General features: G+C 68.2%; 21 protein-coding genes and 1 tRNA gene. 7 read left to right on the top strand and 15 right to left on the bottom strand.

Annotated elements, in window-relative coordinates:
- Positions 1-55: 55 nt before the first annotated feature.
- The 6 genes from ACEN96_RS10045 to cysS form a co-directional block, all read right to left on the bottom strand.
- A tRNA-Ser gene (locus ACEN96_RS10045) sits at positions 56-148 on the bottom strand.
- A 69-nt stretch (positions 149-217) separates the two neighbouring features.
- Entirely contained in the window at positions 218-1,489 is a 1,272-nt protein-coding gene (locus tag ACEN96_RS10040; RefSeq protein WP_495587874.1) for an aspartate kinase, read from the bottom strand.
- Positions 1,490-1,526: 37 nt separating this feature from the next.
- Entirely contained in the window at positions 1,527-2,939 is a 1,413-nt protein-coding gene (tilS, locus tag ACEN96_RS10035; protein ID WP_495587873.1) for a tRNA lysidine(34) synthetase TilS, read from the bottom strand.
- Positions 2,908-3,879: an acetyl-CoA carboxylase carboxyltransferase subunit alpha gene (locus ACEN96_RS10030; protein WP_495587872.1), complete on the bottom strand. Its 972-nt coding sequence runs from the start codon at positions 3,877-3,879 to the stop codon at positions 2,908-2,910. Before ACEN96_RS10030 ends, tilS begins: the two co-directional genes overlap by 32 nt.
- A 2-nt stretch (positions 3,880-3,881) precedes the next feature.
- Complete coding sequence (locus tag ACEN96_RS10025; RefSeq protein ID WP_495587871.1) at positions 3,882-4,535, bottom strand: DNA-3-methyladenine glycosylase family protein; 654 nt, start codon at positions 4,533-4,535, stop codon at positions 3,882-3,884.
- Complete coding sequence (gene cysS / locus ACEN96_RS10020) at positions 4,535-5,932, bottom strand: cysteine--tRNA ligase (RefSeq protein WP_495587870.1); 1,398 nt, start codon at positions 5,930-5,932, stop codon at positions 4,535-4,537. The genes ACEN96_RS10025 and cysS overlap by 1 nt, the downstream gene beginning before the upstream one ends.
- Before the next feature lie 202 nt (positions 5,933-6,134).
- On the opposite strand from cysS, the gene ACEN96_RS10015 reads away from it, so the two are divergent.
- The 5 genes from ACEN96_RS10015 to ACEN96_RS09995 all read left to right on the top strand — a co-directional run bounded on the left by ACEN96_RS10015 (position 6,135) and on the right by ACEN96_RS09995 (position 9,428).
- Positions 6,135-6,668, top strand: a complete 534-nt coding sequence (locus tag ACEN96_RS10015) for a tetratricopeptide repeat protein (protein WP_495587869.1) — start codon at positions 6,135-6,137, stop codon at positions 6,666-6,668.
- Between the two features lie 62 nt (positions 6,669-6,730).
- On the top strand, positions 6,731-7,300 hold the full coding sequence (locus tag ACEN96_RS10010) for a peptidylprolyl isomerase (protein WP_495587868.1): 570 nt from the start codon (positions 6,731-6,733) through the stop codon (positions 7,298-7,300).
- Positions 7,301-7,312: 12 nt separating this feature from the next.
- Positions 7,313-7,816, top strand: a complete 504-nt coding sequence (locus ACEN96_RS10005) for a peptidylprolyl isomerase (protein WP_495587867.1) — start codon at positions 7,313-7,315, stop codon at positions 7,814-7,816.
- Entirely contained in the window at positions 7,813-8,640 is an 828-nt protein-coding gene (locus ACEN96_RS10000) for a UDP-2,3-diacylglucosamine diphosphatase (RefSeq protein WP_495587866.1), read from the top strand. The genes ACEN96_RS10005 and ACEN96_RS10000 overlap by 4 nt, the downstream gene beginning before the upstream one ends.
- On the top strand, positions 8,637-9,428 hold the full coding sequence (locus ACEN96_RS09995; RefSeq protein ID WP_495587865.1) for a M90 family metallopeptidase: 792 nt from the start codon (positions 8,637-8,639) through the stop codon (positions 9,426-9,428). Before ACEN96_RS10000 ends, ACEN96_RS09995 begins: the two co-directional genes overlap by 4 nt.
- Before the next feature lie 76 nt (positions 9,429-9,504).
- Here the strand turns inward: ACEN96_RS09995 and clpA are convergent, their stop codons facing one another.
- The gene (clpA, locus tag ACEN96_RS09990; RefSeq protein WP_495587864.1) at positions 9,505-11,829 is read right to left on the bottom strand and encodes an ATP-dependent Clp protease ATP-binding subunit ClpA; all 2,325 of its coding nucleotides are present in this window, start codon (positions 11,827-11,829) and stop codon (positions 9,505-9,507) included.
- Positions 11,826-12,194, bottom strand: coding sequence for an ATP-dependent Clp protease adapter ClpS (gene clpS, locus ACEN96_RS09985; protein ID WP_343640173.1), 369 nt, complete (start codon positions 12,192-12,194; stop codon positions 11,826-11,828). Before clpS ends, clpA begins: the two co-directional genes overlap by 4 nt.
- A gap of 165 nt (positions 12,195-12,359) precedes the next feature.
- Here clpS and ACEN96_RS09980 point away from each other — a divergent pair, with 165 nt between their 5' ends.
- Positions 12,360-12,653: a cold-shock protein gene (locus ACEN96_RS09980; protein ID WP_495587863.1), complete on the top strand. Its 294-nt coding sequence runs from the start codon at positions 12,360-12,362 to the stop codon at positions 12,651-12,653.
- Between the two features lie 174 nt (positions 12,654-12,827).
- On the opposite strand, the gene icd is transcribed toward ACEN96_RS09980, so the two are convergent.
- The 3 genes from icd to hemN all read right to left on the bottom strand — a co-directional run bounded on the left by icd (position 12,828) and on the right by hemN (position 16,382).
- Positions 12,828-14,081 carry an NADP-dependent isocitrate dehydrogenase gene (gene icd, locus ACEN96_RS09975; protein WP_495587862.1) on the bottom strand — a complete coding sequence of 418 codons (1,254 nt, stop codon included), beginning with the start codon at positions 14,079-14,081 and terminating at the stop codon, positions 12,828-12,830.
- Positions 14,082-14,188: 107 nt separating this feature from the next.
- Positions 14,189-14,911 (bottom strand): urease accessory protein UreH domain-containing protein, encoded by a 723-nt coding sequence (locus tag ACEN96_RS09970; RefSeq protein ID WP_495587861.1) that lies wholly within the window; start codon positions 14,909-14,911, stop codon positions 14,189-14,191.
- Positions 14,912-14,930: 19 nt separating this feature from the next.
- Entirely contained in the window at positions 14,931-16,382 is a 1,452-nt protein-coding gene (gene hemN, locus ACEN96_RS09965) for an oxygen-independent coproporphyrinogen III oxidase (protein ID WP_495587860.1), read from the bottom strand.
- Positions 16,383-16,475: 93 nt separating this feature from the next.
- Between hemN and fnr the strand changes: the two genes are divergently transcribed.
- On the top strand, positions 16,476-17,237 hold the full coding sequence (fnr, locus tag ACEN96_RS09960) for a fumarate/nitrate reduction transcriptional regulator Fnr (RefSeq protein WP_495587859.1): 762 nt from the start codon (positions 16,476-16,478) through the stop codon (positions 17,235-17,237).
- A gap of 7 nt (positions 17,238-17,244) precedes the next feature.
- On the opposite strand, the gene ACEN96_RS09955 is transcribed toward fnr, so the two are convergent.
- Genes ACEN96_RS09955 through ACEN96_RS09940 form a run of 4 tightly spaced genes read right to left on the bottom strand, consistent with a single transcriptional unit; the run spans position 17,245 to position 20,028 of the window.
- On the bottom strand, positions 17,245-17,520 hold the full coding sequence (locus tag ACEN96_RS09955; protein ID WP_495587858.1) for a hypothetical protein: 276 nt from the start codon (positions 17,518-17,520) through the stop codon (positions 17,245-17,247).
- A 31-nt stretch (positions 17,521-17,551) separates the two neighbouring features.
- Entirely contained in the window at positions 17,552-18,970 is a 1,419-nt protein-coding gene (ccoG, locus tag ACEN96_RS09950) for a cytochrome c oxidase accessory protein CcoG (RefSeq protein ID WP_495587857.1), read from the bottom strand.
- Positions 18,957-19,859 carry a cytochrome-c oxidase, cbb3-type subunit III gene (gene ccoP / locus ACEN96_RS09945; protein ID WP_495587856.1) on the bottom strand — a complete coding sequence of 301 codons (903 nt, stop codon included), beginning with the start codon at positions 19,857-19,859 and terminating at the stop codon, positions 18,957-18,959. Before ccoP ends, ccoG begins: the two co-directional genes overlap by 14 nt.
- Entirely contained in the window at positions 19,852-20,028 is a 177-nt protein-coding gene (locus tag ACEN96_RS09940; RefSeq protein ID WP_495587855.1) for a cbb3-type cytochrome oxidase subunit 3, read from the bottom strand. The genes ccoP and ACEN96_RS09940 overlap by 8 nt, the downstream gene beginning before the upstream one ends.
- Between the last annotated feature and the right edge of the window lie 11 nt (positions 20,029-20,039).

Here is a 20,039-nt window from a genome sequence, read left to right as displayed (position 1 = left end):
CATCGCCCCAATGCAAAAACCCCCGCAGCTTTCGCTGCGGGGGTTCGCATCTGGTTGGCGGAGACGGAGGGATTCGAACCCTCGATGCAGGTTTTGCCCACATACTCCCTTAGCAGGGGAGCACCTTCGGCCACTCGGTCACGTCTCCAACCGAAGAAGCAGCGACTATAGCATGGCTTTCCGAGCCCTCAACCAAATCGCCGCCTGACCCTCTCGATCAGGCTTCGATTTCCTGGTCCAGGTCGAACGCGCGATGCAGCGCGCGCACCGCCAGCTCCATGTACTTCTCGTCGATCACCACCGAGGTCTTGATCTCGCTGGTCGTGATCATCTGGATGTTGATGCCCTCTTCCGACAGCGCGCGGAACATCTTCGACGCCACGCCCACGTGCGAGCGCATGCCGATGCCCACGATGGACACCTTGCAGATGCGCTGGTCGCCGGTCACCTTGGCGGCCTGCACCGCCGGCCCCACCGTCTTCTCCAGCAGCTCCATCGCGCGCTGGTAGTCGTTGCGGTGCACCGTGAACGAGAAGTCCGTCTTCCCGTCCTGCGACACGTTCTGGATGATCACGTCGACGTCGATGTTGGCGTCGGCCACCGGGCCCAGGATCTGGAACGCGATGCCCGGCTTGTCCGGCACGCCCAGCAGCGTCACCTTGGCCTCGTCGCGGTTGAATGCAATGCCGGAGACGACGGCTTGTTCCATTTGTTCGTCCTCTTCAAAAGTGATCAGGGTGCCGGACTTGGCTTCTTCGTTGATGTCGATGTCCCACGGCGTGAAGCTGCTCAGCACGCGCATCGGCACACGGTACTTGCCCGCGAATTCCACCGAGCGGATCTGCAGCACCTTCGAGCCCAGCGATGCCATCTCCAGCATCTCCTCGAAGCTGATGGTGCTCATGCGGCGCGCCTCGGGCACCACGCGCGGATCGGTCGTGTAGACACCGTCCACGTCGGTGTAGATCAGGCATTCGTCCGCCTTGATCGCCGCGGCGATCGCCACGGCCGACGTGTCCGAACCACCGCGCCCCAGCGTCGTGATGTTGCGGTCCTCGTCCACGCCCTGGAAGCCGGTGATGACGACGACACGGCCGGCGTCGAGATCCGCCTTCACCTTCGCGTCGTCGATGCTCTCGATGCGCGCCTTGGTGTACGAGCTGTCCGTCGCCACGCCGACCTGCCAGCCGGTGTAGCTGACGGCATCCAGGCCCTCGGCCTGCAGCGCGATCGCGAGCAGGCCGACCGACACCTGCTCGCCGGTCGAGGCGATCATGTCGAGCTCGCGCATCAGCGACGGCGACGAACTCGCGGGCGACAGGTCCTTGGCCAGGCCGAGCAGGCGATTGGTCTCGCCGCTCATCGCCGAGGGGACCACCACCATCTGGTGACCCGCCCGCGCCCACTTGGCGACGCGCTTGGCCACATTGCGGATACGGTCGGTGGACCCCATCGAGGTGCCGCCGTACTTGTGAACGATCAATGCCATGGGAGTGTCAGATGACTGCAGGGGGAGACGGGCGATTCTAAGACGCGCCCCTGCCCGCAACGTCGCTGCCCATGCGCGATCCGCATGCATCCGGCACCCATCGCAGCGTCATCTGTGCTTCACCGGCCGGCGCGATCCAGCGCGCGTCGATCCCCAGTCCGGGCACGAACACCAGCTGCCCGGCGACGTGGAGCAGCGGCCCTTCCCTCTGTACAGCGGGGATTCCCGCCGTCTGCCAGCATTTCTTCAGCGCGCGCGGCATCCCCTTCGCGTGCGCCTGGAACTGCTCCCCGCCTTCGCGCCGGCGCAACTCGACATTGCTGAGCGCAGAAAGCGCGATGCCTCCCACGGTCACGGGTTCGACATGGAAAGCGCCACGCCACCGCGGCAGCGCGTGCCGCCCAGGACGCGAGAGGTCGACGAACAGGGATGGCGGCGCGGTCGCGAGCGGGGCGTCGCGCGCGATTGCCGCGGGGCCCGTGCCACGCACGAGGAATCGTCCGCGATAGAGATGCAGCGTGTGGCCGCCGAGCGGCCATTGCGCCGAGGACGCGCCGGGCGCCTCGGACTGGAGGCGACGGATCAGCGTCGCCGGCGCGGCGCGGCCGGTCTCCCGATGCAGCCATGCGCGCAGCAGATTCGTGGCGCGGGCTGAACTGAGCGCCCGCAGCGCCTCCTGCGAGAGTCCGCTGGCATCACTCCAGCGCGCGAGGTCTTCGTCGGCGATCTCGCGCTGAAGATCGGCGGCCTGCTGCGCCCACTCGGCCGACTGCGCGAGCGCGGATTCGGCGCCCGCGGATTGCACGGCAAGCGCCGGCCAAAGGGCCAGGCGCAGCCGGTTGCGGGCATAGCGGGCGTCGGCATTGCTGTCGTCATCGACGAAACGCAGGCCATGCGCCGCGACATAGGCCTCGATCGCCTCGCGCGGATGGTCCAGCCAGGGGCGCGCCCAGCAGACGCCGTCACGCCATTGGGCGCGCGGCATCGCGGACAGTCCGGCGGCTCCCGCGCCTCGCAGCGCCTGCAGCAGGAAGGTCTCCGCCTGGTCGCGCCGGTGATGCGCCAGCAGCAGCAGGTCGGCGCCAGCCGCGAGGGTCAGGCGTTGCAGCGCGGCATGACGGCCCGCGCGGGCCCAGGCCTCGATGCTGTCGCCGGGGCCGGGCGCGCCGCTCAAGCGCTCATGAACCAGCGCGACCGGCAGGCCCTCGGCCGCCCAGCCGTCGACCTGCGCCCGCAGCTGCGCCAGCCACGCGTCGGCATGCGCGCTCAGTCCGTGATGGATGTGCAACGCCACCACGCGCAGCCCAAGCGATCGGGCCGCGACAGCGGTGGCGTGAAGGAGCGCCGTCGAATCCCGGCCGCCGCTGGCGGCGACCGCGATCACGTGGCGCGAGGAGGACTCGCCGGAACCGGCGGGATCAGCGGCTCTTGGTGTCGCCGAATCGGCCATAGGCCTGCAGGCGCTCGTAGCGGCGCTCCAGCAGATCCTTGGTCTTCAGGTCGGAGACCTGGCGCAGCGCGTCGCCCAGGGCGCGCTTCAGGTTGGAGGCCATCTGCTTGGGATCGCGATGCGCGCCGCCCACCGGCTCGCTGACGATCTTGTCGATCAGGCCCAGCGCCTTCAGGCGGTGCGCGGTGATGCCCAGCGCCTCGGCCGCCTCGGACGCGCGCGCGGCGGTCTTCCACAGGATCGAGGCGCAGCCTTCCGGCGAGATCACCGAGTAGGCGGAGAACTGCAGCATCAGCACCTGATCGGCCACGCCGATCGCCAGCGCGCCGCCGGAGCCGCCTTCGCCGATCACCGTCGCGACGATCGGGACTTCCAGCTGGGCCATCTCGAAGATGTTGCGGCCGATCGCCTCGGACTGGCCGCGCTCTTCCGCGCCGATGCCGGGGTACGCGCCCATCGTGTCGATGAACGTGAAGACCGGGAGGCCGAACTTCTCGGCCAGCTTCATCAGGCGCAGCGCCTTGCGGTAGCCCTCCGGGCGCGGCATGCCGAAGTTGCGCAGCGTGCGCTCCTTGGCGTCCGAGCCGCGCTGGTGGCCGATGACCATGCAGGCCTGACCGTTGAAGCGCGCCAGGCCGCCGACGATCGCGGCATCGTCCGCGAAGTGGCGGTCGCCGTGCAGCTCCTGGAATTCGGTGAAGACTTCGCCGCAGTAGTCCAGCGTCTGCGGACGCTGCGGGTGGCGGGCCACCTGGTACACCTGCCAGGGCAGGACATTCGCGTAGATGTCCTTGGTCAGCTGGTGGCTCTTCTTGCCCAGGCGGTCGATCTCCTCGGAGATGTCGACCGCGGACTCGCTCTGCACGTAGCGGAGCTCATCGATCTTGGTTTCGAGCTCAGCGATGGGCTGCTCGAATTCGAGGAAGTGTTTCTTGCTCATTCTCAGTAATCCACGGGTAGCGGATCGAGGCTCCGCCAAATGTACCATGTGGCCACCGAGCGGTACGGGGCCCAGCCCTCGCCCAGCTCGCGGGCTTCCGCGCGCGACACCGGCTCGTCGCTGAAGTAGTGCTGGCTGATGCCCTTGAGCAGGCCCAGGTCGTCCAGCGGCAGCACGTTGGGCCGCATCAGGTGGAAGATCAGGAACATCTCCGCCGTCCAGCGGCCGATGCCGCGGATCGCGACCAGCTCCTCGATGATGGCCTCGTCCTCCATCTGCGCCCACTGGCGCACATGGACCTGGCCCGATTCGAAATGCTGCGCCAGGTCGCTCAGGTACTCGACCTTGCGGGCCGACAGGCCCACGCCGCGCAGCGTGTCCTTCTCCAGGCCCAGCACCTCCACCGGCTTGATGCGGTTGGACGGCCCCGAGGTCAGTTCGGCGAACTTGTCCCACACGCCCTGCGCCGCCTTCACCGAGATCTGCTGGCCGACGATCGATCTGGCCAGCGTCGTGAACGCGTCACCGCGGCTCTGCAGCCGCGCCTCGCCGAATTGCGGAATCAGCTTCTTCATCACCCGGTCGCGCTTGACCAGGTGACGGCAGGCTTCATCCCAATAGTCCGGGGTCACCCCGGCAGTCGCCACACGCGCCATCAGGCCTGCTCTCCCGCCTTGGCCGCGCGGACCCAGGTCGTGCCGGCCGCGGAGTCCTTCAGCTCGATGCCCTGCTCGGCCAGCGCCTTGCGGATGCGGTCGGCCTCGGCGAAGTCGCGCCCGGCCTTGGCCGCGGCGCGCGCGGCGATCTGGGCCTCGATGGCGGCCTCGTCCAGGCCCGCGCCGGCTTGCAGGAAGGCCTTCGGCGCCTGCTGCAGCACGCCCAGCACGCCGCCCAGTGCCTTCAGCAGGCCAGCGTCCTGCGCGGAGCGGTCGCGGTTGACCTGGTTCGCCAAGTCGAACAGCACCGCCAGCGCGCCCGGCGTGTTGAAGTCGTCGTCCATCGCGGCCTTGAAGGCCGCCGCCGGACCCTGCGTCCAGTCGATCGCCACGTCCGCCGGCGCCACCGCGTCCAGCGCGGTGTAGAGACGGCGCAGCGCGGTGCGCGCGTCGTCCAGGCTGACGTCGCTGAAATTGAACGGGCTGCGGTACTGCGTGCGCAGCATGAAGAAGCGGATCGACTCGCCGTCGAACTTCTCCAGCACTTCCTGGATGGTGAAGAAGTTGCCCAGGCTCTTGGACATCTTCTCGCCGTCGACGTTCAGGAAGCCGTTGTGCATCCACGTGTTCACGAACGGATGACCCAGCGCGCCCTCGCTCTGGGCGATCTCGTTCTCATGGTGCGGGAACTGCAGGTCCATGCCGCCGCCGTGGATGTCGAAGCGCTCGCCCAGCAGCGCGCAGCTCATCGCCGAGCACTCGATGTGCCAGCCCGGGCGGCCTTCGCCCCAGGGGCTGGCCCACTTGGCTTCCACGGGCTCGCCGGCCTTGGCGGACTTCCACAGCACGAAGTCCAGCGGATCGCGCTTGCCGTCGTCGACGGCGACGCGCTCGCCGGCGCGCAGCTGGTCCGGCGACTTGCCGCTCAGCTTGCCGTAGCCGTCGAACTTGCGCACCGCGTAGTTCACGTCGCCGCCCTCGGCCTGGTAGGCCAGGCCCTTCTCCTCGAGCTTGCCGATGATGTCCAGCATCTGCGGGACATAGTCGGTGGCGCGCGGCTCATGCGTCGGCGTCGCGATGCCCAGCGCCGCGAAGTCGCGGTGCATGGCGGCGATCATCTCGTCGGTCAGCTGGCGGATCGTGAGGCCGCGCTCCAGCGCGCGGCGGATGATCTTGTCCTCGATGTCGGTGATGTTGCGCACGAAGGTGACGTCGTAGCCGCTGGCCTTGAGCCAGCGGTAGACGACGTCGAACGCGAGGTTCATCCGTGCGTGGCCCATGTGACACAGGTCGTAGACGGTGATGCCGCAGACGTACATGCGGACACGGCCCGGCTCGATCGGTTGGAAGGGCTGCTGCTGACGGGTCAGCGTGTTGTAGATGCGCAAGGAGGACATACGTGTGTCGCGCCGCGTGCCCCTCGCGCCGGGCCCCGCGCGCATGCCGACGCCGCCATCGCCGGGCTGGCGACGAGTCGCGAGCGTCGGCGCGTTCGACGGTGCGGTGCGGGTGGGGCGGGAGGCCGGCCGGGAGGCGAGCGGGAGACGAAAGCTCGCTCTAGAATGCCCGGCAGTATAGCGGCCCCCTCCCGCCCCCCTTATGCCAAGACTCCCCGCCCTGATCCGCGCCTGCTGCATCGCCCTGGCGATGACCGGCGCGACCCTGACGCATGCCGCCGCGCTCGACGACGCGCAGGCCCTGTGGGCCTCCGGCAAGCGCGACCAGGCCATCCAGGCCGCCGAGGCGGGCCTGAAGGCCTCGCCCGACGACCCCCGCCTGCGCTTCGCGCTCGGCACGATGCTGATGGAACAGCAGCAGCTCGAGCGCGCGCGGGCCATCTTCGTCAGCCTGACCGAGGACTTCCCCGACCTGGCCGACCCCTACAACAACCTGGCCGTCATCCACGCCGCGCGCGGCGAGTACGAAGCCGCCCGCCAGGCGCTGACGCGCGCGCTGGAACTGCAGCCCGACCATTCGCAGGCCCAGGAGAACATGGGCGACGTGCTGATGCGCCTGGCCCAGCAGTCCTACGAGCGCGCGCTCAAGCAGGCGCTGGGCGACGACACGGCGCTGAAGGTCAAGCTGCAGCGCGTCACCGCGTTCAACAACGCCCGGGTCAACCCGGCGCGCTGAGCCTCCTGCCCGGCGCGCCCACGGCCCGCCGCCCCTCCTCCACCCCACACCGCCATCCGACCATGAGGACATCCCCACTGCTGCTCGCCGCCGGCGCCGCATTGCTGAGCCTGGCCAGCACCTTCGCGCAGGCGCAGGTCGTCAAGCTGAGCACCACCGCGGGCGACATCAAGATCCAGCTGGACGCGGAGAAGGCGCCCAAGACGGTCGCCAACTTCGTCGCCTACGTGAAGGCCGGCCATTACAACGGCCTGATCTTCCATCGCGTCATCGGCGACTTCATGATCCAGACCGGCGGCTACACGCCCGACCTGAAACAGCGCCCGACCAAGGCGCCGATCCCGCTGGAGGCCGGCAACGGCCTGATGAACATCCGCGGCAGCGTCGCGATGGCGCGCACCAACGATCCGAACTCGGCGACCTCGCAGTTCTTCATCAATGTCGTCGACAACCCGGGCCTGGATCCCGGCTACGCCGCCGACGGCCGCGGCTACGCGGTCTTCGGCTACGTGACCGAAGGCATGGAGGTCGTCGACAAGATCAAGGCGGCGGAAACGGTGAAGAAGAACTTCGCGTTCCAGAACCTGCCCGCCACCCCCATCCTCATCAACAAGGCCACCGTCGAGAAATAAGGAGTCACCGACATGAGCAAGAAAGTCGAACTGCACACCAACCAGGGTCTGATCACGCTGGAGCTGGATGACGCGAAGGCCCCCAAGACCGTCGAGAACTTCCTGGCGTACGTCGCCAAGGGCCACTACGACGGCACGATCTTCCACCGCGTCATCAAGGGCTTCATGGCCCAGGGCGGCGGCTTCGAGGCCGGCATGAAGCAGAAGCCGACCGACGCCCCGATCCAGAACGAGGCCAACAACGGCCTGAAGAACGACAAGTACACGGTCGCGATGGCGCGCACGAACGCGCCGCACTCGGCCAGCGCGCAGTTCTTCATCAACACGGTCGACAACGACTTCCTGAACTTCAAGAGCGAGAGCCCGTCGGGCTGGGGCTACGCGGTGTTCGGCAAGGTCGTCGGCGGCCAGGACATCGTCGACAAGATCGAGAAGGTGAAGACTGGCCGCTCGGGCTTCCATGATGACGTGCCGGTCGAGGCCGTCGTGATCGAGCGCGCCGTCGCGGTCGAGTGAGTCCCGGTTCCGCCGCCTTCCCGCTGCCCCGGGCGGTGGTGCCGCTGGCACCGCTGCGCGCGGCGCCCGGCTGGCGGCGGATCGACCTGCTGTCCGACCTGCACCTGTCGCCGGACATGCCGGCGACGCTGGCGCGCTTTCGCGCCCATCTGGCGGCCACGCCCGCCGACGCCGTGGTCCTGCTCGGCGACATCTTCGAGGCCTGGATCGGCGACGACGCGCGCTGGCAGGCCGGCACCTTCGAGCACTTCGCGCTCGGGCTGCTGCGCGAGGTCTCCGCGCGCAAACCCCTCTTCTTCATGCATGGCAACCGCGACTTCGCGCTCGGCGAGCCGATGGCGGCCGATGCCGGCATGACGCTGCTCAGCGATCCGGCGCGGCTGGATGCGTTCGGGCGCTCATGGCTGCTGAGCCATGGCGACCAGCTCTGCCTGGGCGACGCCGGCTACCTGCGCGCGCGCGCCGTGGTGCGCCGGCCCGCCGTGCTGGCGGCGCTGCGTGCGATGCCGCTCTTCGCGCGGCGCGCGCTGGCACGCCATCTGCGGGCGAAGAGCCGTCAGCATCAATCCGATCCGTCCACCTGGGCCGACGTGGACGACGACGCGGCGCGCGCCTGGCTGCGCGCGTCGGGCTGCGACACGTTGATCCACGGCCACACCCATCGGCCGGCAACCCATGACCTGGGCGGCGGACTCACGCGCGCGGTGCTGTCCGACTGGGACTATGACCATGGCCCCGGCCGCGGCGACGTGCTGGTGCTCGAGCCCGGCGGCCTGCGCCGCATCGCGCCGATGACGGCGCCTTCCCCGATCCCGTCGCCATGATCGGCGGCCTGCTCCAGCGCTGGCGCGAACGCCGCGAGCGCAAGCTGCTCGAGGCCTTCGCGATCTCGGAGCCGCTGTGGCAGCTGACGCTGACGCAGTACCCGTTCATCGCGCGCCGCAGCGAGGCCGATCGCGCCGAGCTGCGCCGGCTGTGCTCGCTGTTCCTGGCGTCGAAGGAGTTCCACGGGGCGGGCGGCTTCGAGGTCACCGACGAGGTGGCCGTCGCGGTCGCCGCGCAGGCCTGCCTGCCGGTGCTGCGGCTGGGGCTCGAGTGGTACGACGGCTTCGTCGGCATCGTGATGCACGAGGGCGAGGTCGTCGCCGCGCGCGAGACGATGGACGAGGACGGCGTCGTCCACGAGTACGACGAGACGCTGGCCGGCGAGGCGATGGAAGGCGGCCCGCTGATGCTCGCCTGGAGCGAGATCGCGCCCGAGGCGACCGAGCGCGTCGAGGGCCACGACCCGGTCTACAACGTCGTCATCCATGAATTCGCGCATGTGCTCGACATGCGCGATGGGCAGCCCGATGGCGCGCCCGCCATCGCCGACGCGGCACTGCGGCTGCAGTGGTCGGCGACGATGGAAGCCGAGTGGCACTGGTTCTGCGACCAGGTCGACGCCGGCGCCGCGACGCTGATCGACCCCTATGGCGCCGAGGCGCCGGAGGAGTTCTTCGCGGTCGCGGTCGAGGCCTTCTTCGTCGCGCCGCGCGAGCTGCTCGCGGAGCAGCCGCGCCTGTATCGGCTCCTCGCCGGGTTCTTCCTGCAGGATCCGGCGCACGCCTGACCGACCGCCGGGAACCCGGCCAGAAAGCAGAAAGCCCGCTTTCGCGGGCTTTCGTTCGTCGGGCCAAGTCCGGGTGTCAGTCGGCCGTCGCCGGCTCAGCCTTGGGCTTGTTGTCCTTCTTCGTCGGCGTGATGTCGAGCTGGACCTCGCCCTTGTCGTCCACGTCCACGCTCAGGCGGCCGCCCTCGACCAGGCGGCCGAACAGCAGCTCGTCCGCCAGCGCGCGCCGGATCGTGTCCTGGATCAGGCGCTGCATCGGACGCGCGCCCATCTGCGGATCGAAGCCCTTGGCCGCCAGGTGCTTGCGCAGCGCGTCGCTGAACGTCACCTCGACCTTCTTCTCGGCCAGCTGGCTCTCGAGCTGCAGCAGGAACTTGTCCACCACGCGCAGGATGATGTCCTCGTTCAGGCCGCCGAAGTTCACGATCGCATCCAGCCGGTTGCGGAACTCCGGCGTGAACAGCCGCTTGATGTCGGCCATCTCGTCGCCCTGCTCGCGCTTGGTCGTGAAGCCGATCGTCGACTTGTTCATCGCCTCCGCGCCCGCGTTCGTGGTCATGATGATGATCACGTTGCGGAAGTCGGCCTTGCGTCCGTTGTTGTCGGTCAGCGTGCCGTGGTCCATCACCTGCAGCAGCACGTTGAAGACGTCCGGATGCGCCTTCTCGATCTCGTCGAGCAGCAGCACCGCGTGCGGCTTCTTCGTGATCGCCTCGGTCAGCAGCCCGCCCTGGTCGAAGCCGACATAGCCCGGGGGCGCGCCGATCAGGCGGCTGACCGCGTGGCGCTCCATGTACTCGGACATGTCGAAGCGGATCAGCTCGATGCCCAGGATGTAGGCGAGCTGCTTGGCGACTTCGGTCTTGCCCACGCCGGTCGGACCGCTGAACAGGAACGAGCCGATCGGCTTGTCCGGCTTGCCCAGGCCCGAGCGCGCCATCTTGATGGCCGCGGCCAGCGCGTCGATCGCCGGATCCTGGCCGAAGACCACGCTCTTGAGATCGCGGTCCAGGCTCTTGAGCTTGCCGCGGTCGTCCGACGACACCGAGGCCGGCGGAATGCGCGCGATCTTGGCGACGATGTCCTCGACCTCTGCCCGGGTGATGGTCTTCTTCTGCTTGCTCTTGGGCAGCACGCGCTGCGCGGCGCCGGCCTCGTCGATGACGTCGATCGCCTTGTCGGGCAGATGACGGTCATTGATGTACTTGGCCGACAGCTCCGCCGCCGCCTGCAGCGCGCCCAGCGCGTACTTGACGCTGTGGTGCTCCTCGAAACGCGACTTCAGGCCCTTCAGGATCTCGACGGTCTGGTCCACGGTCGGCTCGACCACGTCGATCTTCTGGAAGCGCCGCGACAGCGCCGCGTCCTTCTCGAAGATGCCGCGGTACTCGCTGAAGGTGGTCGCGCCGATGCACTTGAGCTGGCCCGACGACAGCGCCGGCTTCAGCAGGTTGCTCGCGTCCAGCGTGCCGCCCGACGCCGCGCCGGCGCCGATCAGCGTGTGGATCTCGTCGATGAACAGGATCGCGCCGGGCTGGTCCTTCAGCTGCTTGATCACCGCCTTGAGGCGCTGCTCGAAGTCGCCGCGGTACTTGGTGCCCGCCAGCAGCGCGCCCATGTCCAGCGAATAGACCACCGCCTCGGCCAGCACGTCGGGCACCTGGCCCTCGGTGATGCGCCAGGCCAGTCCTTCGGCGATCGCGGTCTTGCCCACGCCGGCCTCGCCCACCAGCAGCGGGTTGTTCTTGCGGCGGCGGCACAGCACCTGCACCACGCGCTCGACCTCCAGCTCGCGGCCGATCAGCGGATCGATCTTGCCGTCGCGGGCATGCTGGTTGAGGTTCTGGGTGAACTGCTCGAGCGGGCTGCCCTTGCCGCCGCCCTGGCCCTGGCCGCCCTCGCCTTCCTCGCGCTCGGACTCGGCACCGTTGCCTTCCGGGCCCTTCGGGGGCTCGGGCGGCTCGCTCTTCTTGATGCCGTGGGCGATGAAGTTGACGACGTCCAGCCGCGTCACGCCCTGCTGGTGCAGGTAGTAGACGGCGTGCGAGTCCTTCTCGCCGAAGATCGCGACCAGCACGTTCGCGCCGGTCACTTCCTTCTTGCCGTTGCCGGTGGACTGCACATGCATGATCGCGCGCTGGATCACCCGCTGGAATCCCAGCGTGGGCTGCGTGTCGACCTCGTCGGTGCCGCCGACCGTCGGCGTGTTTTCCTTGATGAACTGCGCAAGCGACTTGCGCAGGTCCTCGATGTTCGCTGCGCAGGCGCGCAGCACCTCGGCCGCGGACGGGTTGTCCAGCAGCGCCATCAGCAGGTGTTCCACGGTGATGAATTCGTGGCGCTGCTGGCGCGCTTCGACAAACGCCATGTGCAGGCTGACTTCAAGCTCTTGCGCAATCATGCGGCCTCCATAATGCACTGCAGGGGGTGGCCGGCGCGCCGTGCGGCCGCCGACACCATTTCGACCTTGGTGGCCGCCACGTCCTTGGTGAAAACACCGCAGACGCCGCGGCCCTCGTGATGGATCTTCAACATGATCTGGGTGGCCGTATCCAGGTCATGGCGGAAGTATTCCTGCAAGACCATCACCACGAACTCCATGGGCGTGAAGTCGTCGTTGAGCATCAACACCTGATACAGGCGAGGCGGCTCCGTCTTCTGAGCGACACGCTCCAGTGTGGTGGAGTTCCCTCCATCCTCCGTGCCCGGCGGCGAAGCGCCAGGCGGACCCGCCGGTGGGGGGGACTGTTGGGCAAACAAAGGCATGAGCCAATTCTATAAACAGCGGGAGCACCCTACATGGGGACGGGTCAGAGCCTGTCAATGCCCCGAGTTTGTCACCATCGCGCCGCAACACCCCGGGGAGTTCCTCAATTGACACTGACTTGACACGGATTTGAGAATCCGCCCCGGTGCGAAAAAGACACCGGGATGGAGAAGAACATGGCAACAGGCACGGTCAAGTGGTTCAACGATGCCAAGGGGTTTGGCTTTATTGAACCCGAACAAGGCGGAGGGGACGTTTTCGCCCACTTCTCGGCCATTCAGATGGACGGCTTCCGCACGCTCAAGCAGGGCTCCAGGGTGAGCTACGAGCTGGTGCAGGGGCCCAAGGGGCAACTGGCCCAGGACATCCGTCCGCTGGACGGCGGCGACACGATCCAGGCGGGCGTGGGCATGCCGCTGATCGTGGACGCCCAGGCGGGACAGCAGGCAGCGGCTTGACGCCCGCCAACTGATCCGGCCCGCCCTCAGGAAGGCCCGCGCAAGCGGGCCTTTCGCATTGGGGCCGCACCTCCCCCCTGGAGTCCCCGGGGATTCCCCGGCCGGAAAAGAAAAACCCCGGCGGGTGAGGCCGGGGTTCCTGGTGTCCGGAGCCGGCACTCGGCCGGCGCGCGATCACATGTGTTCGATCATCACCTGACCGAAGCCCGAGCACGACACTTGCGTCGCGCCGTCCAGCAGGCGGGCGAAGTCGTACGTGACCTTCTTCGACAGGATCGACTTCTCGATCGACGAGATGATCAGGTCGGCCGCTTCGGTCCAGCCCATGTGGCGCAGCATCATTTCAGCCGACAGGATTTCGGAACCCGGGTTCACGTAATCCTTGCCGGCGTACTTCGGCGCGGTGCCATGGGTGGCTTCGAACATCGCGACGGAGTCGCTCAGGTTCGCGCCCGGGGCGATGCCGATGCCACCGACCTGGGCAGCCAGCGCGTCGGAGATGTAGTCGCCGTTCAGGTTCAGCGTCGCGACGACCGAGTACTCGGCCGGGCGCAGCAGGATCTGCTGCAGGAACGCGTCGGCGATGCTGTCCTTGACCACGATGTCCTTGCCGGTCTTCGGGTTCTTGAACTTGCACCACGGGCCGCCGTCGATCAGCTCGGCGCCGAATTCCTTCTGCGCCAGCGCATAGGCCCAGTCACGGAAGCCACCTTCGGTGAACTTCATGATGTTGCCCTTGTGCACGATCGTGACGCTGGGCTTGTCGTTGTCGATCGCGTACTGGATCGCCTTGCGGACCAGGCGCTCCGTGCCTTCCTTGGACACCGGCTTGACGCCGATGCCCGAGGTCTCCGGGAAGCGGATCTTCTTGACGCCGAATTCCTCCTGCAGGAACTTGATCAGCTTCTTGGCCTTGTCGCTCTGGGCTTCGAACTCGATGCCGGCGTAGATGTCTTCCGAGTTCTCACGGAAGATGACCATGTCGGTCTTCTCGGGTTCCTTGACCGGCGAAGGCACGCCCTTGAACCAGCGCACCGGGCGCAGGCAGACGTACAGGTCCAGTTCCTGGCGCAGCGCGACGTTCAGCGAGCGGATGCCGCCGCCCACGGGCGTCGTCAGCGGGCCCTTGATCGACACGACGTAGTCCTTCAGGACCTGCAGCGTCTCCTCGGGCAGCCACACGTCGGGGCCGTAGACCTTCGTCGACTTCTCGCCGGCGTAGATCTCCATCCAGTGGATCTTCTTGGCGCCGCCATAGGCCTTCGCCACGGCCGCGTCCACCACCTTGATCATCACGGGAGTGATGTCGAAGCCGGTGCCATCACCCTCGATGTACGGGATGATCGGGTTGTTCGGAACGTTGAGCGAGAAGTCGGCGTTGACCGTGATCTTCTGCCCGCCCTCGGGCACCTTGATGTGCTGGTACATGGAGTCGTCTCCGCGAATCGCGTAGGTGGGTGGGTAAACCGGAAGCGCCGATTCTATGACAGCGAAACTTTCAATCGGCTGATGCCCCAGCCATGGCCCTGGGGGCTTCAGCCGCAGTACGCGCGGATCTGCGCCCACAGGCCGTGGCCGAGCGCCCAGAGCGCGCCCGCCGCCAGCATCGCGCCGGACAGCCGGGTTGCGAATCGCACGCCTGCCCCGCCCGCTTCACCGGCTCCGCCGGCCGCGCCGCTCACCTTGCGCAGCAGCCAGGGACCCGCGAGCAGGCCCGGCGACGAGCCGATCGCGAACGCCGCCATGACGCCGGCGCCCTGCCAAGGCCCTTCCGCGAGCGCGGCAACGGTCAATGCGGACTGCAGCAGGCCGCAGGGCCAGGCGAGCCAGGCCAGGCCGGCGACGCCGGCCGCGGCGGCACGCGCGGGCGTCAGCGCGACGGCGCTCCCGCCCAGCGCGGCCACCGGAATGCCGACCGCGGCGGGCGCGCGCGCCGTCCACAGGCGGCTCACCCAGCGCGGCGCTTCGGCCCGCCAGAGCAGGAAGACGCCCAATGCCAGCACCGACAGGTGCAGCGCGAGCCACAGGGGCCGGAGCGCTCCCGACGCGAGTTCCCAACGCAGGAGCCCTCCGACACTCGCCGCGACCGCGGCACCGCCCGCGGCGTAGCCCAGGACGCGTCCGGCCTGAAAGAGGAGCACGCCCGGCCGCCGCCCGCCGGTCACGGCGGCGCAAGGCGCCACGCACATCGCCGTGCAGTGCAGGCTGCCGGCGATGCCGATCAGGAAGGCGGAGCCGGCCAGCGCGAGGGTCAACATGCCGGATTCCCGTCGAGGCTCACAGGATGCGGGAGAAGCGGATCGGCGTTTCGGCCGCGCCGGCCGCCGCGCCTTCCGGCAATGCCGTTGCGGCGCCGGCGAGCTTCAGATAGCGGTCGAACACCATCGCCACGGCCCGCACGAAGAACCAGCCCGTCGGCGTGACCTGGACGGCGCGCGGCTCGACGGTCACAAGGCCATCGGCCTCCATGCGGCGCAGCCGCTCCAGTTCCGGCGCGAAGTAGTCGGCAACCACGACGCCATGCGAGCGCTCGATCGGATCGAAGGCCAGCCGGCCCTGGCACATCAACGCCATGATCGCGTCCCGCCGCACAAGGTCGTCCTGATCCAGCGCCAGACCGCGTTCGACCGGCAGGCGGCCCTCGCGCAAGGCGGCGTAGTACTCGGGCAGGGTCTTCACGTTCTGCGCGAACGAGGCCCCGACCTTCGAGATCGCCGACACGCCCAGCGCCACGAGGTCGCAGTCCGGCTGGGTGCTGTAGCCCTGGAAATTGCGGTGCAGCCGCCCTTCCCGCTTCGCGACCGCCAACGGATCGTCCGCGAGCGCGAAGTGATCCATGCCGATGTAGCTGTAGCCGCGCGCGATGAAGCCCGCGATCGCGCCCGACAGCATGCGGAGCTTGTCCGCGGCAGGCGGCAGCGCGGACGCGTCGATGCGGCGTTGCGGTTTGAATCGGTGCGGCAGATGCGCATAGCCGTAGAGAGCGATGCGGTCCGGTCTCAGCGCGGCGACCTGCTCGACCGTGCGCGCGAACGAGGCCGGCGTCTGCCTCGGAAGGCCATGGATCAGGTCGACGTTGATCGACTTGAACCCGAGATCGCGCGAGGCCGAGATCAGCGTGGCGACGCTGTCCAGGCTCTGCTCGCGATGCACGGCGCGCTGCACGTCGGGGTCGAAGTCCTGGACGCCGAAGCTCAGGCGGTTGAAGCCCAGCGCGCGCAGGTGGCGCAGGCGCCCGAAGTCGATGGTGCGCGGATCGACCTCGATCGAGATCTCCGCATCGGCCGTCAGGCGGAAATGCCGATGCAACAGCGCCATCAGCATCGACAGCTCACGATCGGAAAGAAAGGTCGGCGTGCCGCCGCCGAAATGCAGCTGAGACACCGGCGCGCGCGCGCCGAGGCGGCGATGCACCAGGCTCATCTCGACCTCGAGCGCGTCGACGTAGGCGGCGGCGCGCTCGTGATGACGGGTGACGACCTTGTTGCAGGCGCAGTAGTAGCAGACCGATTCGCAGAACGGGATGTGCACATAGACCGACATCGGCAGCGGCGCGGCCGGACCGAAGGCGCGCAGCGCCAGCATCTCGCCGTGACGCTCGGCATCGAAGCCCGCATGGAAGCGGTCCGCGGTCGGGTATGAGGTGTAGCGCGGTCCCGCGATGTCGAACCGGCGCAGCAGATCGGCATCGGGGATGCTGCAGTCCCACGGGGTCGGGTCAGGGCTCATGGGGCGCGATCCTCACCCTTTGTTGGCAGAGCGTCATTGATTGATGTCATTGCTGGCGTCGATGGCCCGACAAAGAATCCGCTGCTTCCTCGCATGCCCGCCGAACTCATGCCGAGAACGACGATTCCCGCTCCTCTCCCTCCGCCGCAAGAAGGCTTCAAGGTCGCCTGCTCGACCTGCGCCCTGCGCCAGGTCTGCCTGCCCACGGGACTCCCGGCCGCCGACGTCGAACAGCTGGAACGCATGGTCTCCGTGCGCCGGCCGGTGGCGCGCAACACGGTGCTGTTCAAGGCGGGCGATGCCTTCGAGGCGATCTACCTCGTGCGCACCGGCTTCTTCAAGACCTCCGCCTCCGCCGAGGACGGCCGCGAGCAGGTCACCGGCTTCCAGATGGCGGGCGAGATGCTGGGCATGGACGGCATCTTCAGCGGGGCCCATGCCTGCGACGCGGTGGCGCTGGAGGACTCGCAGGTCTGTGTCGTGCCCTACGGCCGGCTGGAGGACCTGACCCGCGAGATCGATCGCCTGCGGCGTCAGTTCCTGCGCCTGATGAGCCGGGAACTGGTGCGCGACCAATCCGTGATGATGCTGCTCGGCGCCATGCGGGCCGAGCAGCGCGTCGCCGCCTTCCTCATCAATCTGATGCGGCGGCTGCGAGCGCGTGGCTTCTCGTCCTCGAGCGTCGTGCTGCGCATGACCCGCGACGAGATCGGCAGTTTCCTCGGCCTGACGCTGGAGACGGTCAGCCGCACGTTCTCGCGGATGCAGGACGACGGGCTGCTGGAGGTGCGGGCGCGCGAGGTCCGCGTCCTCAAGCCTCGATTGCTGCTTCAACTGGTGAGGCGCGCGTCCTAGCACGGCCTCACGGCGTCTGGCCGCCGGTGGCCGCATGGTTGCGCGCCTTCATCGCGGGCGCCATCGCGGGGTCGGGCACCTCCTCGGCCGCGATACGCGCGCGATCGGAGACGCTCGCATCGCTCACCACCGGATCCGGATGGATCACGGCAAGCATCAAGGTCGCGATCGCCGCGACCACGACGACGCCGGGCCCGCCGACCACCAGCCACATCATCGGATACCGCCACCAGGGACCGCTGCCAGGCAGGTCGCCGTCCATGCGGCTCGTCGTTGAAGTCATGTCTGCTCCTGTTGAGGTCCCGGATGACGATTCATCTCGGCACGACGAAGGTGGATCGCTCGACCAGTTCCCGCGCCGGCGCATGACCGTCGGGTGAAACGCGGCGGATCGAGAACTGCATCGGATGCACGCCACTGCCGAGCCGGCGCGCCGCGTCCGGCGGCAGCCGCAGCGACACGGTCACCCAGCGCGCTTCGGCCGGGGCCAGGGTCAGTCCAGCTCTGGGCGCGGCCACGCTCAGGCCGTCCAGGCCGCGCGCTTCGAGCACGAACCGCTGGCTCGATTCCTCGGCATTCATGATCTGGAGGCGGTAGACGTTCTCAACCACGCCATCCTCGATCTCACGCGCGAGCGCGGCCCGATCCCGCACGACATCCACCTTGAACGGCATGCGGACCGCAAGACTCCACACCAGCGCGGTCGACACCGCCAGGAGGATCGCGCCATAGACGAGGACGCGCGGCCGCAGCACGCGCCGCCATTGCCGCGCCGAAGTCCATTGCTGCTGGATCCCGTTCTGCGTCGCGTAGCGGATCAGACCGCGCTCATAGCCGAACTTGTCCATCACGTCGTTGCAGACGTCGATGCAGGCGGCGCAGCCGATGCATTCGTATTGCAAGCCTTGACGGATGTCGATGCCGGTGGGACATACATGGACGCACTGATGGCAGTCGACGCAAGCCCCGAGCCCCGCCGCGGCCGGGTCCGCCTTCTTCGAACGCGGACCGCGCGGATCCCCGCGCGCGGCGTCGTAGCTGATGATCAGCGTGTCCCGGTCGATCATCGCGCTCTGGAACCGCGCATAGGGACACATGTACTTGCAGACCTGTTCGCGCAGATAGCCGGCGTTGCCGTAGGTCGCCAGCCCGTAGAACAGGATCCAGAAGCTCTCCCAGCCCCCCAGCGTCCATTGCGCGGTGCTGGCGCCCAGCGCGCGGATGGGCTCGAAGTAGCCGACGAAGGTGAACCCCGTCCACAGCGACACCGCCAGCCAGGCCGCATGCTTGCCACCCTTGCGCAGGGCCTTCTCCGCCGTCCAGCCGGCCTTGTCCAGCCGCATCCGCGCGGCGCGATCGCCTTCGGTGTGACGCTCGATCCACAGGAAGATCTCGGTGTAGACGGTCTGCGGGCAGGCGTACCCGCACCACAGCCGGCCCGCCACGGCCGTGAAGAAGAACAGCCCGAAGGCGGAGACCACCAGCAGCGCGGTCAGGTAGATGAAGTCCTGCGGATACAGGATCAGGTCGAAGATCAGGAAGCGCCGGGCCTCGAGATCGAACAGCACCGCCTGCCGGCCATTCCACGACAGCCACGGCAGGCCGTAGAACAGCAGCTGCGTGGCCCACACCAGCACCCAGCGCCACACGGCGAACCAGCCATGGACGGCGCGGGGATAGATCTTCGCTTCGGACGCGTAGAGCGAGATCGTCTTGAGCTCAGGGCCGCTCATGCGACAGCCCCCAGACATACGCGGCCAGCACGCGGATCTGCTCGGGGCTCAGGCGCGATCCATGCTCGGGCATGTGGCTGTGCTTGCCGTTGTTGACCATGTTGATGATCGCGGCCTCGCCCCATCCGTGCAGCCAGATCTTGTCGGTGAGGTTGGGCGCGCCCAGCGCCTGGTTGCCCTTGCCGTCCATGCCATGGCAGGCGGCGCAGGCCGAGAACTTGGACTTGCCGAGCGCCGCCGCCACCGAGTTGTGCGGGCTGCCGGACAGGCTCAGGACGTAGTTGGCGAGGTTGCGCACATCCTCGCCGTTGCCGACGGCCGCGGCCATCGGCGGCATCGTGCCTTCGCGTCCCTTGGTGATGGTCTCGACGATGGTGTCGCCGCTGCCGCCGTACAGCCAGTCGTTGTCGGTGAGGTTGGGAAAGCCCTTCGAGCCCTTGGCGTCGGAGCCGTGGCAGGTCGCGCAGTTGTTGGCGAAGAGGCGCTCGCCGATCGCCCTCGCCTGGGGATCCCCAGCCAGCGCCTCCACCGGCTTGCCATCGAAGTGCGCGTAGATCGCCTGCGTCGCCTGGCGCGCCTTCGCCTGCTCGTCCTGGTACTGCGAGAGACTGCTCCACTTCAGCGTGCCGCCGAAGCTCCCGAGGCCCGGATAGAGCGCGAGATACAGGCCCGCGAACACCACGGTCAGCACGAACAGCACCATCCACCAGCGCGGCAGCGGGTTGTTGAGCTCGCGGATGTCCTCGTCCCAGACGTGGCCGGTGGAGTTGTCCTCCGCCATCACCTTGCGCCGGCTGGCGATGATCAGCAGCGCCAGGCACAGCGCCAGGCCGAGCACCGTCGCCGCGGCGACGAACAGCGCCCAGCCGTTCGAAACGAAATCACTCATGACGACCTCCTCGGGGCGCCGGCTCCTCGTCCATCAGGACGAGCGCGCCCAGGTCTTCGAAACGTTCGCGATTGCGGCGGGCATAGGCCCAGGCCACGATCCCCACGAACACCAGCAGCGAGCACACCGTCACCGCGGCGCGCAGGAGGTTCAGATCCATGTCGGGCATGTCGACCTCCG

The sequence above is a fragment of the Roseateles sp. Mitsp63 genome (assembly GCF_059491535.1).
The sequence above is the reverse complement of the archived record's forward strand: the minus strand, read 5'-3'. Positions and strand labels throughout refer to the sequence as shown.

What these genes read in the sequence shown, in the direction of transcription:
- ACEN96_RS10040 (WP_495587874.1), bottom strand. Translation starts at nt 1,489, where the DNA reads ATGGCATTGATCGTTCACAAGTACGGCGGCACCTCGATGGGGTCCACC.
- tilS (WP_495587873.1), bottom strand. Translation starts at nt 2,939, where the DNA reads ATGGCCGATTCGGCGACACCAAGAGCCGCTGATCCCGCCGGTTCCGGC.
- ACEN96_RS10030 (WP_495587872.1), bottom strand. Translation starts at nt 3,879, where the DNA reads ATGAGCAAGAAACACTTCCTCGAATTCGAGCAGCCCATCGCTGAGCTC.
- ACEN96_RS10025 (WP_495587871.1), bottom strand. Translation starts at nt 4,535, where the DNA reads ATGGCGCGTGTGGCGACTGCCGGGGTGACCCCGGACTATTGGGATGAA.
- cysS (WP_495587870.1), bottom strand. Translation starts at nt 5,932, where the DNA reads ATGTCCTCCTTGCGCATCTACAACACGCTGACCCGTCAGCAGCAGCCC.
- ACEN96_RS10015 (WP_495587869.1), top strand. Translation starts at nt 6,135, where the DNA reads ATGCCAAGACTCCCCGCCCTGATCCGCGCCTGCTGCATCGCCCTGGCG.
- ACEN96_RS10010 (WP_495587868.1), top strand. Translation starts at nt 6,731, where the DNA reads ATGAGGACATCCCCACTGCTGCTCGCCGCCGGCGCCGCATTGCTGAGC.
- ACEN96_RS10005 (WP_495587867.1), top strand. Translation starts at nt 7,313, where the DNA reads ATGAGCAAGAAAGTCGAACTGCACACCAACCAGGGTCTGATCACGCTG.
- ACEN96_RS09995 (WP_495587865.1), top strand. Translation starts at nt 8,637, where the DNA reads ATGATCGGCGGCCTGCTCCAGCGCTGGCGCGAACGCCGCGAGCGCAAG.
- clpA (WP_495587864.1), bottom strand. Translation starts at nt 11,829, where the DNA reads ATGATTGCGCAAGAGCTTGAAGTCAGCCTGCACATGGCGTTTGTCGAA.
- clpS (WP_343640173.1), bottom strand. Translation starts at nt 12,194, where the DNA reads ATGCCTTTGTTTGCCCAACAGTCCCCCCCACCGGCGGGTCCGCCTGGC.
- ACEN96_RS09980 (WP_495587863.1), top strand. Translation starts at nt 12,360, where the DNA reads ATGGAGAAGAACATGGCAACAGGCACGGTCAAGTGGTTCAACGATGCC.
- icd (WP_495587862.1), bottom strand. Translation starts at nt 14,081, where the DNA reads ATGTACCAGCACATCAAGGTGCCCGAGGGCGGGCAGAAGATCACGGTC.
- ACEN96_RS09970 (WP_495587861.1), bottom strand. Translation starts at nt 14,911, where the DNA reads ATGTTGACCCTCGCGCTGGCCGGCTCCGCCTTCCTGATCGGCATCGCC.
- hemN (WP_495587860.1), bottom strand. Translation starts at nt 16,382, where the DNA reads ATGAGCCCTGACCCGACCCCGTGGGACTGCAGCATCCCCGATGCCGAT.
- fnr (WP_495587859.1), top strand. Translation starts at nt 16,476, where the DNA reads ATGCCCGCCGAACTCATGCCGAGAACGACGATTCCCGCTCCTCTCCCT.
- ACEN96_RS09955 (WP_495587858.1), bottom strand. Translation starts at nt 17,520, where the DNA reads ATGACTTCAACGACGAGCCGCATGGACGGCGACCTGCCTGGCAGCGGT.
- ccoG (WP_495587857.1), bottom strand. Translation starts at nt 18,970, where the DNA reads ATGAGCGGCCCTGAGCTCAAGACGATCTCGCTCTACGCGTCCGAAGCG.
- ccoP (WP_495587856.1), bottom strand. Translation starts at nt 19,859, where the DNA reads ATGAGTGATTTCGTTTCGAACGGCTGGGCGCTGTTCGTCGCCGCGGCG.
- ACEN96_RS09940 (WP_495587855.1), bottom strand. Translation starts at nt 20,028, where the DNA reads ATGCCCGACATGGATCTGAACCTCCTGCGCGCCGCGGTGACGGTGTGC.